Genomic DNA, 12,612 nt, shown 5'->3' on the forward strand with positions numbered 1-12,612 from the left:
CGGGCAGCGTGACGCCGAGCACCTTGGCCTGCTCGACGGTGGCGTCGACGAACTTCTGGCGCAGGTCGTCATTCGAGATGCGCTTGATGCCCCATCTGGCCGACTGGTTGCTGTGGACGGAATCGGCATCGCTCGGGCCGAACATCATCAGCACCGGCCACCACCAGCGGTTCACGGCTTGCTGGACGAGCTCGCGCTGCGCCTCGGTGCCCTGCATCATGGCGAGCAGGGCGTCGAAACCCTGCCGCTGGTGGAACGACTCTTCCTTGCAGATGCGGATCATGGCGCGCGCGTACGGGCCGTAGGTGCAGCGGCACAGCGGAATCTGGTTCATGATCGCGGCGCCGTCGACGAGCCAGCCGATCACGCCCACGTCCGCCCACGTAGGCGTCGGGTAGTTGAAGATGCTCGAGTACTTGGCCTTGCCGGCGTGCAGCGCGTCGATCAGCTGGTCGCGCGAGACGCCGAGCGTCTCCGCCGCGCTGTACAGGTAAAGGCCGTGGCCGGCTTCGTCCTGCACCTTGGCGAGCAGGATCGCCTTGCGCTTGAGGCTCGGCGCGCGCGAAATCCAGTTGCCTTCCGGGAGCATGCCGACCACTTCCGAGTGCGCGTGCTGCGAGATCTGGCGCACGAGCGTCTTGCGATAGGCTTCGGGCATCCAGTCCTGCGGCTCGATCTTGCCGTCGGCGGCCATGATGGCGTCGAACTGCGCCTGCTCGGGCGAGGCGGCATCGGCGTCCAGTGGGGCGACGTTGCCGGGGATGTCGAGGGATTGGGTGTACATCGGCAGCGATCCAGGGAGGGTGGCAGGTTGACGCAGTATAAATTAACCGTCCGGTCGGTCAATCAAATTTGTCTTTTGTCAAAAAAAATGGATAGTGCAGTGAAAACCCTTGGGCGGCAGGCAGCGAGCAGCGGGACGATCCGTCACCCAACGCTGTGGATGCGATGCCTCGTTAGCCTTCGGAGCGGTCAAGGAGGCCTGAAAAAATTCCCCGGTTTGGCAAAATTTGCCAAGACTGATAGACTGGATTTGCATGGGCACAATGAACATTTCCCTCCCCGATTCGCTGAAGGAATACGTCGACGAGCAGGTCGGCCAGGGCGGCTACGGCACGAGCAGCGAATACGTCCGCGAACTGATCCGTAAGGACCAGGATCGCAAGCGCCTGCGCGGACTTATCCTGCAGGGGGCGGCGTCGGGCCTCGCGGATCCAGTCGATTCCAAATACTTCGAATCGCTGCGCGTTCGCGTGCGCACCTCGCGCAAATGACGGCAAAGCCCGTCATACCGACGAGGCTGGCCACGCGGGACGTGGAAGACGAGCTGACCTACTACCTCGTGGACGAAGGCTCGGAACAGGCAGCGCTCGGGTTCATCGCCGAAATCGAGCGGGCGTACGCCCATCTCTCTAGAAACCCGAACATTGGATCCTCTCGTTATGCGTACGAGTTGGACATACCGCGCCTGCGATCCTGGCCACTTGACCGCTATCCGCATGTGATCTCCTACGTCGAGCGCACGGATCACGTCGAAGTCTGGCGCGTGCTTGACGGTAAACGCGATATCCCGTCGTGGCTCTTGAACGACGACAGCGAGATTCAATGACGCGTTCTGACCGGTCATGCCGTGCGAAGACACGTCTTTCGGCCGGATCCTTTTCTCTATTGACGACGCACGCGATCGTCCTGCCGGGCGCCATAACCGTTCCTTGAGTCGCAGAAGCTCTCGCGTCGTCACTGTCACCAGTCTTTCTTTATCCAGGCTACAGCTTTTATTCAGTTAGGATCGCGAAAGACATACGCGCCGTGCACCGATGTTGGGCAAACATCGTTGCGGGTCTTCCGGGTTAGATGAACCGAACCGGGAAGACCCGTGCTTCGGGTGACCGATCTAGTGGCCGCTGTCAGGGTTGCACTTCGACTCATGGCCGCACGTAGCCCATCCTGAGCGGGCTATCCCGCTTGCACTGGCGCTTCCGGACACACCTCCATACCCGGATGTATCTGAAGCGTTTCCAATAGAGGCCGATTGGCCATTTTGTTGTCCTGAGGCGTCCTGGGCCTGCGCTCCGTCAACTAAAGCGAGAGCGCCAAAAAGCGCCACCGTGCTTACGAGAAACGTCGTCTTCATGACATTACTCCTTCATCAATATGAAATCAGGCATCATCTTGTAAAAACGCTTTGATGTGGGCATAAGCGAAGCGACCGGCACACGACGGTCAGTCGCTGCCGGCGATTTCGCCCGCTGCTGGAACCCGGTTGCGGGTCTGGCTTTCTACCGGGTGTAGAGAACAGCTAACGCGGCAAGTCCGCGGTTGGCGTTCGAGGTGACAGGGGCATCTGAAGAACGCCGATGGGCCGGATGAACCCGATGCGCAAGATAGAGTGCACGCTATAACGATAGACCGTTTTTCAAAAAAAGATACTGCGCATTTTTGAATGTAATGTTCAACGCTTCCGCTTTGCTGGATAACTAGTAGAACAGAATGATAGTGAATATCTGAGCGGAAACCATCTCAGAACTTTTGGCGATAAAGACCGATTTTTCTACGTTCGTAGTTTTGCAACTTGTCTTCCCTACGTTGTTGCATTACCGCCAACAACCTTGCGTTGATTGCCTGCGCAAAGCGGATTTCTCCGCTTGTCCAAATGCGTGCCCAGGCCGCAGCGTCGCGACCGTGGCCGACCCGAACCTATTGCCGAACACACGCCAACCGGCCACCTGCGATGCCCGAAGTAAGTATCCATGGCACTGGTCAACGATCAAAGGGGCCGTGCCACATCCGTTGCGAGGATAGTACGCAGCGGGCGCCGGTATATCGTTGATCACCTTGCGGTAGCCGTCGCTCGACGCGAAGCCGACAGGGCGGCCCGCGCGGGGCAGCGCCATGAAGAAGGTGGCACAATTGATTCCGCCGGCACGGATCGCGCATGCGGGCGGCAACATTGAATGCGTCCCGCCGCAATCCTCTTCCGCCGTGGCAGCCATCCAGTCCCCGAGGAAATACCATGCCGCTCGCTGCAGCCTCTGCCCGACTTGCCATTGATGCACCCAACTACCTCGTCGCCATCGACGCTGGCCGCCATGTGCTGGCTGGCGACGAAGGGCCGCGCGAAGGCGGTCAGGATCGCGGCCCTGCCCCATTCGAATTCGTGCTCGCTGGTCTCGCGGCGTGCACGTCCGCGACGCTGCGCATGTATATGCAGCGCAAGGGATGGCCCGACGGCGCCATCGATGTGACAGCCTCCCTGCACGCCGACCATGATGGCAACCAGTACATCCGCCGCACCGTAACTGTCGATGCGCCGCTCGAAAACATGCAACGGGCTCGACTCGCAGAGATCTGCGAGAAGACGCCAGTCACGCTCTTCATCAAGCGTGGCACGCGCATCGACACCACGATGGTGGAACGGTGAACGTACCCGCCCGGGCCGCGTGGGTGTTGCGTATTTTCGAGAAAGTGCAATTCGAATCACATAGCCTTGTCGCGTCGGCGTGTCTCCGATCAAAACAGCAGGAATGAAAATCAGAGCTTGATAGCCCGTGAGGAACACTGTTGATCAAGCGGGAGGGAGAACGCGCAAGAAGCGAAGGATTGCCTCAAGTGGGCGACGTAGGGGTCCAGGATTTGCCCCACCCTGAAAAGGTGCTGACGTGCGCATGGTGCCGCGATTCCGACAATACCCGCTGCAGCGCCCTTTTCCCTCGTCGGCATTGATAACCTTTGAACATCAATGCTTCAGAAAATTGCACTTCTCGTTTTGCGCATCCTGCGCAAACATCGATCCTCAAGACGTTCATAACAGAGAACGCATCGGAGACAGTCGCGAAGCGCAGAACCGCGTTTCGCCTCATCCCAGTGCAAGCCCGGTCACGGGTGCCGCCTACGGTCGCCGACGCGCATCTCGCCTGCCCCACCTCGCTACGTGAATCCCCTGCCGCCGCTTTCGAGCGTCCACGGCAGCGGTGCTTCTCGCGCCTGCTGCAGCGAGCTGACTGAATACCCAGTATCCGCTTCATTCGTCATTGCCTTGAAATTCAGGAGACACTTCACATGCAGATCACCGGAATGTTGCACGGCGCGCGCCTGTTGCAATTCGTCGGCTTTCCGTCCAGCGAAGTGCTGGGCCCGGGCGCCAGCGAAGAAGAGATCAAGTCGCTCATCGACCGACACGGTCAGATATTCATCAAACCGGTGTTCAAGGGCGGCGTGGGGAAGAAAGGCAAGGCCGGCCTGCTCGGCCGCGCGACCGATCTCAAGACGGCGCTCGCGGAAAAAGAACGGCTGTACTTTGCCGAGCACGTTGTAGGTCATATGAGGGCCAAGGCGAACGGCGTGACATTCGAAGCGGGTGTACCCGCCAAACACGAAGTCTACTTTTCGATCACCGATTCCACGCGTTTTCGCGCTCCCACCATGACGCTGTCGCACATGGGCGGAATGGACATCGAGGAGGTCGATCCAAAGCACGTCGCGATGGTGCCGTTCGATGCGCTGACAGGACTGAAGGCGTTCGTCGTCGCGAATGCGCTGAGCGAGATCGGCGCGCCGCGTGAAATCATCTCGCCACTCGTGCAGCAGTTGCCGAAGCTCTGGGAGTTATTCCACGATTTCGGCATGACGACGCTCGAACTCAACCCGATCCGCATGCGCGAAGACAAAAAGGGCCGCCTCACGCCCGTGGCGTGCGACTTCAAGTGCGGATTCGATCGCGACGATCCGCGTTTCTCGCGGCTCGGTCTCCCGCCCCATCTTTTCGCCGCCGACTACTCGGATTTCGAGCAGGAGATCAATCAGCTTCGCACGCACCAGGGACAAAGCGATGTCTACGTGATCAACGATAAAGGAACCATCCTTGCGCCCACCTTCGGCGGCGGCGCGAACTCGCTCGTCACGGAAATGCTGGGCGACGCGGCCATCATCTCGTCGGATTTCGGCGGCAATCCTCCGTACGAGAAGATGAAGGAAGTGGCGCGCATCTGCTTCCGACACTGGCTCAAGCAATCCAACGTGCTGTTCATCATCGGCGGCAAGTCGAACAACACCGACATCTACGAGACACTGCGCGCGATGGCCGATGCGCTACGCGAGCACTTCAGCGAGCACGGCCCGACGCCGCTCTACGTCGTCCTCGGCCGCGGCGGTCCGAACCTCGTGCGCGGCATGGCCGCACTGCGCGACACCTGCGATTCGCTAGGCCTGCCTTATCGCCTCTTTGGCTTCGACTCCGACATCAGCGAAGTGATCCAGTACGCGCGCAAGGCCGATACGTGGATGCAATCGGGCGGCCGTGCGCAGGTCGCGGCGCGCATCGGCGCGCGCGAGGCTCAAACGCAAACCGCATCGGTTTGAGGAGATCGGACATGTACAAGCAAGGCAACAGTCGTTTTAAATACTTCGTTGGAATTCAGTCGCTGGCAGATATCGCCACGCGCGAAGATCGCGTCTGCGTGCTCAATATTCTCGGCGGCGAGTCGTCGGACGTGACGCCAGTGAGTCACGCTTTCTCGGGTGCGAACGTCGTATTCGGCACCGCGCCCGGCAAAGGCGGACAGATGCTCGCGACGCCCGCAGGCGAGATTCCGGTCTTCAATAACGTGCGAGACGGTCTCGAAGCCGGCCATCGCTTCAACTGCGGCGTCGTGTACCTGCCGCCTTCGGCCGCGCGCGACGGCGTAGCCGAACTGATTCGCGTGAATCCGGATCTGCGCAAAATCTTCATCATCACGGAGAAGATCGCCGTGCACGACGCTCGCGAGATCCGGGCGATGGGACAGCAGGCGGGCATCGACATCTTCGGCGCAAACGGGCTGGGCGTCGCGGACTCGTGGCAGCGCGTGCGAATCGGCGGCGCGCTCGGCGGTGACGATCCGGGCGCGACGCTGCGCCAGGGATCGATCGCAATCTTCTCGAACTCCGGTGGTTTCAGCACCACGATCGCGCAGTACCTGCGCATGAGCGGCTGGGGCACATCCACGGTCATTTCCAGCGGCAAGGATGTCTACATCCACTATGCCGCCCCGGAATTCGCCTTCGCCCTCGCCAACGACGCCCGCAGCAAGGCGGCCGTGCTGTACTGCGAGCCCGGCGGATACTACGAGGCCGACGCGGACTTCACGAAACCCGTGGTCGCGTGCGTCGTGGGCCGCTGGAAGAGCCGTCTCACGCGCGCAGTGGGACATGCGGGCGCGATGGCCGGCGGCGCCGACGATGCGCTCGCGAAGGAACGCTGGTTCATGGAGAAGTTCGGCGTCGAACGGCTCTTCACGCCCGAAGATCCATGCTGCTCGGCGAAGGGCGCGGTGGTGACGAATATCGCCCATATTCCCGCCGCGCTCACGGCGGTGATGCGCGCAAACGCAACGATGCCGGACTTCGAGCCCGAAGGCAGTCTCGCGCTCAAGCCGTGGTTCGGCTCCGATCAGGGACTCGCGTTGCCCGAGGAACTCGCACTTCCAGTCGTGAAAGCTGTTGCACCGTACGATGAGCAAGTCGCGCGGGTGAATGACCAGATCGGCGCGATCCCGCCGCGGCAGCCGTTGAAAGACGCCTCGGGCGCCTCGCAGATGGACGCGAAAACACAGGTCAGCAGTCTGCACGGCGTATCGATGCTTGAAGCAGCGAAGCATTCCTTCGAAGCGAACGTGTGCCTTGCGTTGTTGCACGAGTTCGGCGGCGCAAACGACGAGCAACTCGTTGACGTTGCAATCGGCGCGGCGGTGAACCTGTACGGCACACCTGAACTGGCGGCCGCGCAAGCGGCGCGCGAGGCGGGCAATGCGCCAAACACGGTGCTCGCCGCCGCAGCGGCGATCGTCGGGCCGAATCGCCAGCGCGCGGCGCGCGAGGCGGCCAGGCTGATGATCGACCGCTTCGCGGCAGCGAAACTTGTGGACGCGTTCGATCGCGAGTTCGACATCGACGCGATCGGCACCGAAGGGAGCGCGGCACTCTTTTCCGAGCAACCTGACCTGCAAGCGGAGGCCATTCTCGCCGGGCTCGCGACACGCGGCGTGAGTTCGGTATTCGTGCGGTGGCTCGCCAACGGCCCGGGCCATCCGCGCGCGGACGCCGTGCTCGCGGCGATCACGACGACACTTGCCTGGGGCCCGCTCATGCGCAAGCGCATCTCGCGTTTGACGGCGGAGGGCCTGCCCTGGTGGATGAAGCTCTTCGGTACGCTGATCGGCGCCTCGGCGGACGCGTCGCACCACCGTCCTGGCAGTTTCTGCGACTTTTCCACGGAGGAGTTACTCGGCGAGCGCTCGCTGACGGAAGTGGCATTCGCGGCGCTGCTCGGCCTGAAGCCGTCCGCCGACGACCTGTTCGCATTCAGGACACTGACCGGATTGCTGCTCACGAACGGACCGGGTGCGATCTCGGCGCAAGGCGCGAAGGGCGCGGTGTCCGCCGACGGTCCCGAGTCCCCCGAACGGGTCCAGTTGAACAAGGCGCTGACGGGCTTTCTCACGCACTCGGGCTATACGCATGGCGGCAACGGCTACGAAGGTATCGCGTTCCTCAACGAGGCATTTCGCGGCAGCGGCCTCAGCGATCCCGCCGACGCGCAACACGGCGTCGACCTCGAAGCACTCGCGCGCCGCGCCGTCGAGCACTATGCGCAGTACAAGGCGCGTCAAAAGCAGGCGGGAAGCCTCGACATCGCCAAGCTGCCGGGCGTAAATCATCCGGTCTTCAAGGACAAGCCCGTGAATCACGATCCGCGCGAAGTGTTCATCTCCGAGCTTTATGAGGCACGCGGCGAGTACAACGCGTTTCATGCATACTACCGTGCGCTGGTGCAGGCATTGTTCGATGCGGGCGTGTCGCGTACCGTCTACTGCGTCAACGTCGATGCCGTGATCGCCGCGCTGCTGCTGAAGATGCTGTGGCAGCCGCTCCAGCGCGGGGAGTTCAGCGAGTCGGATCTCGAAACCGCCGCGTTCACGATCTTCCTTTACCCGCGCATGCTCGGGTGCGCGGCGGAAATCGACGATCATCTGAACCGCGGACGCAATATGGACACGCGCACGCCTGCCTCCCAGTGTCGTTTCGTTGCCTGATCGCTGAAATCCGAGGGCTCGGCCGGGCGCTACAGGCACAGGTAGCACCGGCGCAGCCGGGCGAAACGTCGACTGATTACTGGAGAACATCAATCGTTCAGGACACCTGTACGAGCGCCCTGCTGTCGAGCCGTGCGCATCGAACGCAGCACGATCCCGACCCCAACCACCCGGTCTTTAACGTCGAATTGGCGCATCAAGGCGATCGCCTGAAGTAATGCTGCGCCAACGCAACCCAATACCGGACGCCGGCCGAAATGATGTCGTCGTTGAAATCGTATTCTGGGTGATGCAGTGCCGGCGCGGTCGTGCCGTCCCGCGCATTGCCGATCAGCACGTAAGCGCCCGGCCGCTCCTCCAGCATGAAGCCAAAGTCTTCGGACGTCATGTTCGGCGGCACCTCGCGGTACAGGCGTTTATCTCCGAACGTGTCGCGAATCACCGCTTCGCACAGCGCCGTCTCGGCCGGCGTGTTGACCGTCGCCGGGTAGTACTGAAAAAACTCCACGTCGACCCGCGCGCCATGAGCCGCGGCCAGCCCCTCGCACGCAAGCTGGACGTCGTGCTGCAGCTTCTGCTGCAATCCGGACGACAGCGTGCGTATCGTGCCGCGCAGCTCGGCAGTGTCCGGAATGACGTTGTCCGTCGTACCCGCATGGAACATACAGACGGAAATGACGGCGGGATCGACGGGATCCTTGTGTCGCGCGGCGATGGTCTGACATTGCAGCACCATCGCGCACGCGAGCGGGACCGGATCGATGCCCAGATGCGGCTGCGCCGCATGCGCGCCCTTGCCCGTTACCGTAATCCTGAAGCGGCAGCCAGCGGCCATGATCGGGCCGGTACGCAGCCCGAAATGCCCGGCGGGCAAGCCGGGCCAGTTGTGCATGCCAAACACCGCTTCGGTGGGATATTGCTCGAACAGCCCGTCGTCGATCATCTTGCGCGCGCCCGCCCCGCCCTCTTCTCCGGGCTGAAACACGAAATGCACGTTGCCTGGCAATTGCGGCAGTTCCTTCAGGATGCGCGCGGCGCCAAGCAACATCACGGTATGGCCGTCATGCCCGCACGCGTGCATGATCCCGTGCGTGCACGATGCGTGCGCGAAGTCGTTGGCTTCGTGGATGGGTAACGCATCGAGATCGGCGCGCAGCACGATGCCGCGGCCCGGATCCGCACCGCGCAGGCTCGCGACGACACCCGTGCCGCCCAGCCCGCGCGACACCGAATAGCCGAGCGCTTCGAGCTCGCGAGCGACGACGCCGGCCGTTCTGTGCTCCTCGAAGCGCAGTTCGGGATGCGCATGCAGATCGCGGCGCAATCCGGCCCAGTGCGCTTGATGCGCGCTCAGCGACGTTTCGGAAACGACGGAGTTTTCCAATTTCGGCACCTTCGGAAAGTAGACGGCTTCCATTCTCTACTGCCGGCGCATTTGCGCGCAGCGGCCGCGTCAGCCGTAGTACCCGAGGATCGACTTGACCTCCATGTAGTCCTCCATCCCTTCGATCCCGTACTCGCGGCCGTTGCCCGATTGCTTGTATCCGCCGAACGGTGCCTGCGGATCCCACGCCGGATAGTTCAGATGCACCTGCCCCGACCGGATGCGCGCGGCCACCGCGCGCGCGCGTTCCATGTCCGTGCCCTGCACATGCGCGCCGAGCCCGTAGACCGTGTCGTTCGCGATAGCGACCGCTTCGTCAACGGTGTCGTAAGGCAGGATCGCAAGGACCGGACCGAAGATCTCCTGCTGCGCGATCGCCATGTCGGTGCGCACGTCGGAGAAAATCGTCGGCCGCGCATAAAAACCCTTGTCGAAGCCCGCAGGCCGCCCCGGTCCACCGGCGATCAACCTGGCGCGTTCGTCGAGGCCGGCGTCGATCATCTGCGCGACCCGCCCGAACTGCGCGCGATTGGCGAGCGGCCCATGCGTCGTTGCTTCGGCGAAAGGGTCGCCGACGATGAGACGCTGCGCCGCCGCGATGGCCAGTTCCTCGACCGCGCCGAGCACGTTGCGCGGCACGATCATGCGGGTCGGCGCGCTGCACGACTGCCCCATGTTCCGGAACGCGGCGGCCACGCCCGGCGCAATGGCCCGCTCCAGGTCCGCGTCCGGCAGGACGATGTTCGGCGACTTGCCGCCGAGCTCCTGCGCGACGCGCTTGACCGTCGGCGCAGCCGCCTGGGCAACCAGCACGCCCGCCCGCGTCGATCCGGTGATCGACACCATGTCGACCTCAGTGTGCGCCGAAAGCGCGGCACCTACCTCCGCGCCGCTGCCGCTCACAAGGTTGAATACGCCGGCGGGCACACCCGCATCGGCGATCACTTCCGTGAACAGCAGCGCGCTGAGCGGCGCCAGCTCGCTCGGTTTGAGCACCACCGTACAGCCGGCGGCGAGCGCCGGCCCGACCTTCGCGGTGATTTGATAGATCGGCCAGTTCCATGGCGTGATCAGCGCGCACACGCCGATCGGCTCGCGCGCGATCGCGGTCGTCCCCCGCCGCGTGACGAACGAGTAGCTCGCGAGGTTGTCGCGCGCAACCCGGATATGCTCGGCTGCGAGCGGCACATGCGCGGCGCGCGCGTAGCCGATGGGCGCGCCCATTTCCATGGCGAGCGCGGTGGCGAACAGTTCCGCACGCTCGAGGATCAACGCATGAACGCGGTCGAGCAGCGCGGCGCGCGCTTGCGGGGATGTAGCCGACCACCGCTCGAACGCCCGGCGCGCGGCACGTGCGGCGCGGTCGGCGTCGCGTGCGCTGCCGAGCGGGATTTCGCACAACGTGTCCTCGGTGGAAGGGCACACGACCGCGAACCGGTCGCCGCCGTCGGGCACGCTCCAATCGCCATCGATGAAGAACCGGTCCAGCCTTCCGGCTTGCTTCAGGTGAGTCACGGGAGAAATCATTGCAGGGTGTCCTTGAGTCGGTAGCACGCTCCGACGAACGAAAGAAACGGATTTCCGAAGTGACCGGGAATCGCCGGCCGGTCGAAGCCCCTCCACGAATTGAGATCGGCGCGCCCGTCCATGATTTCCGCCATCGGCGCGCCCATCAGCGCCGCCATGCGCGTGCCGTGGCTCACGAATGGCTCGGACGTATCAAGCGACCAGGAACCGGATTGCATGACCAACTCCAAAGCTGGCGGACCGGTGCGAGCGCACTCGATCCGCCTCGTCCCGAGGCCGCCACCGTCTTCGCGCGACGGCCCCGCTCTAGAAATCGGCAACCTTTCCCCACGAGGAATCGTTGAACCGGGCCGGCTGATACGGCACTGGGTCGACCAGCGGCTGCGCGCCGGTCGCGAGATCCGCGATGAGATGCCCGGCGCCCGGTCCTATCCCGAAGCCGTGGCCCGAAAAGCCCGCAGCGAGGATCAGCCCCGGCACGCCCGGCACTTCGCCGATGCCCGGCACGCCGTCCGGCGTGCTGTCCACGAAGCCGGCCCATGCGTGCGTGATCTTTGCACCGCGAAGTTCGGGCAGGAGTTCGACTGCACGCCGGTACGTTTCGTTGACCGTCCGCATGTCGGGCTTCGGATCCAGGATGCGTACCGCCTCCATCGGCGTGGGCGCATCGAGGCGCCAGCGCTTCAGCGATTCATGGCCGCCGCGCACCCCTTCGAGGCCGCCCGGCAGAAGATTGCGCCAGCGCTTCGCGAACATCGGCACGAATTGCGGCGCAAAGCGCAGGAACTGCTGCGTCGGGTCCACGCGCGCGCGGCCGCTGATCGCCAGGGCGTAGCGTCCGTCGCTGCGGCGCGTAACGGAAACGCCGGACGTGTACATCGCATCCGGCAGCGGATGCTCGACGGGCGAAACGCTCAGGATCGACTGACGGATCGAGGCCTGCGGAAAGCGGATGCCGAGCTGCCGGCAGAACGACGACGCCCATGCGCCGCCGGCGAGCACGACCGTCCTGGTCTTGATGACGCCGGCCTCCGTGACGACGCCGCTGACACGCCCGCCCTCGAGTTCGATGCCGCGCGCCGCGCAGTGCTGATGGACACTGCCGCCGAGCTTCATCAGTGCGGTAGCCACCGCGGGTGCGGCCTTCCCCGGGTCCGCCGTGCCGTCGCTCGGCGAGAATACGCCGCCCTTCCATTGCCGCCCGGTCGCGTGCCCACGCTCGGTGGCCTGCTTGCTGTCGAGCATGTACGTCGTCACGCCCGCGGTCTTCGCGAATTCCCCCCAGCTGGCCCAGCGGGACAGCTCGGCGTCGTCATTGCTCAGATACAACAGCCCGCAGCGATGAAAGCCCGTGTCTTCGCCGGATTCGGCCGTGAATCGCTCCCACAGATCGATGCTCTTGCTCGCCATCGGCAATTCGCGCTCGTCGCGGTTCTGCTGCCGGCACCAGCCCCAGTTGCGGCTCGACTGTTCGGCGCCGATTCGCCCCTTCTCGACGAGCGCGACCGACACGCCGCGCCGGGCGAGGTAATAGGCGGCAAAGACGCCGATGATGCCGCCGCCGATCACGACGACATCGGCCGAAGCTGGCGGCGTGGCCAGCGTTTCGATATGGTGCAGCGGAGGGGACAT

Annotated in this window: 9 protein-coding genes and 1 pseudogene; 5 read left to right on the forward strand and 5 right to left on the reverse strand. The window is 63.6% G+C overall.

Going from position 1 to position 12,612, the window contains the following annotated elements; translation table 11 throughout:
- On the reverse strand, window positions 1-784 hold a 784-nt coding region (gene paaA / locus VSR34_RS32685; protein ID WP_342964557.1), incomplete at its 3' end, for a 1,2-phenylacetyl-CoA epoxidase subunit PaaA.
- A gap of 253 nt (window positions 785-1,037) precedes the next feature.
- Here paaA and VSR34_RS32690 point away from each other — a divergent pair.
- The 5 genes from VSR34_RS32690 (at window position 1,038) to VSR34_RS32710 (ending at window position 8,069) form a co-directional block, all read left to right on the forward strand.
- Window positions 1,038-1,274 carry a type II toxin-antitoxin system ParD family antitoxin gene (locus VSR34_RS32690; RefSeq protein ID WP_028215555.1) on the forward strand — a complete coding sequence of 79 codons (237 nt, stop codon included), beginning with the start codon at window positions 1,038-1,040 and terminating at the stop codon, window positions 1,272-1,274.
- Window positions 1,271-1,609 (forward strand): type II toxin-antitoxin system RelE/ParE family toxin, encoded by a 339-nt coding sequence (locus VSR34_RS32695; protein ID WP_342964558.1) that lies wholly within the window; start codon window positions 1,271-1,273, stop codon window positions 1,607-1,609. The genes VSR34_RS32690 and VSR34_RS32695 overlap by 4 nt, the downstream gene beginning before the upstream one ends.
- 1,404 nt (window positions 1,610-3,013) lie before the next feature.
- Window positions 3,014-3,421, forward strand: coding sequence for an OsmC family protein (locus tag VSR34_RS32700; RefSeq protein WP_342964559.1), 408 nt, complete (start codon window positions 3,014-3,016; stop codon window positions 3,419-3,421).
- 638 nt (window positions 3,422-4,059) lie between these two features.
- Complete coding sequence (locus VSR34_RS32705; RefSeq protein ID WP_028231498.1) at window positions 4,060-5,358, forward strand: ATP-grasp domain-containing protein; 1,299 nt, start codon at window positions 4,060-4,062, stop codon at window positions 5,356-5,358.
- An 11-nt stretch (window positions 5,359-5,369) separates the two neighbouring features.
- On the forward strand, window positions 5,370-8,069 hold the full coding sequence (locus VSR34_RS32710) for a CoA-binding protein (RefSeq protein WP_028213791.1): 2,700 nt from the start codon (window positions 5,370-5,372) through the stop codon (window positions 8,067-8,069).
- A 196-nt stretch (window positions 8,070-8,265) separates the two neighbouring features.
- On the opposite strand, the gene VSR34_RS32715 is transcribed toward VSR34_RS32710, so the two are convergent.
- The 4 genes and pseudogenes from VSR34_RS32715 to VSR34_RS32730 form a co-directional block, all read right to left on the reverse strand.
- Window positions 8,266-9,453 carry a M20 aminoacylase family protein gene (locus tag VSR34_RS32715; protein WP_342964560.1) on the reverse strand — a complete coding sequence of 396 codons (1,188 nt, stop codon included), beginning with the start codon at window positions 9,451-9,453 and terminating at the stop codon, window positions 8,266-8,268.
- Window positions 9,454-9,522: 69 nt separating this feature from the next.
- Window positions 9,523-10,980, reverse strand: coding sequence for an aldehyde dehydrogenase family protein (locus tag VSR34_RS32720; protein WP_028213793.1), 1,458 nt, complete (start codon window positions 10,978-10,980; stop codon window positions 9,523-9,525).
- A pseudogene (locus VSR34_RS32725) lies at window positions 10,977-11,150 on the reverse strand (FAD-dependent oxidoreductase); the annotation flags it as partial. The pseudogene VSR34_RS32725 and the gene VSR34_RS32720, both read right to left, overlap by 4 nt.
- A 136-nt stretch (window positions 11,151-11,286) precedes the next feature.
- Entirely contained in the window at window positions 11,287-12,612 is a 1,326-nt protein-coding gene (locus tag VSR34_RS32730) for an FAD-binding oxidoreductase (protein ID WP_342964561.1), read from the reverse strand.

This window comes from Paraburkholderia sp. JHI2823 (assembly GCF_038900695.1).
GTDB classification, from domain to species: Bacteria; Pseudomonadota; Gammaproteobacteria; order Burkholderiales; family Burkholderiaceae; genus Paraburkholderia; species Paraburkholderia mimosarum.

Coding starts and splice junctions, on each gene's coding strand:
- VSR34_RS32695 (WP_342964558.1), top strand. CDS start 1,271: ATGACGGCAAAGCCCGTCATACCGACGAGGCTGGCCACGCGGGACGTG.
- VSR34_RS32690 (WP_028215555.1), top strand. CDS start 1,038: ATGGGCACAATGAACATTTCCCTCCCCGATTCGCTGAAGGAATACGTC.
- VSR34_RS32705 (WP_028231498.1), top strand. CDS start 4,060: ATGCAGATCACCGGAATGTTGCACGGCGCGCGCCTGTTGCAATTCGTC.
- VSR34_RS32730 (WP_342964561.1), bottom strand. CDS start 12,612: ATGTCCCCTCCGCTGCACCATATCGAAACGCTGGCCACGCCGCCAGCT.
- VSR34_RS32720 (WP_028213793.1), bottom strand. CDS start 10,980: ATGATTTCTCCCGTGACTCACCTGAAGCAAGCCGGAAGGCTGGACCGG.
- VSR34_RS32710 (WP_028213791.1), top strand. CDS start 5,370: ATGTACAAGCAAGGCAACAGTCGTTTTAAATACTTCGTTGGAATTCAG.
- VSR34_RS32700 (WP_342964559.1), top strand. CDS start 3,014: ATGCCGCTCGCTGCAGCCTCTGCCCGACTTGCCATTGATGCACCCAAC.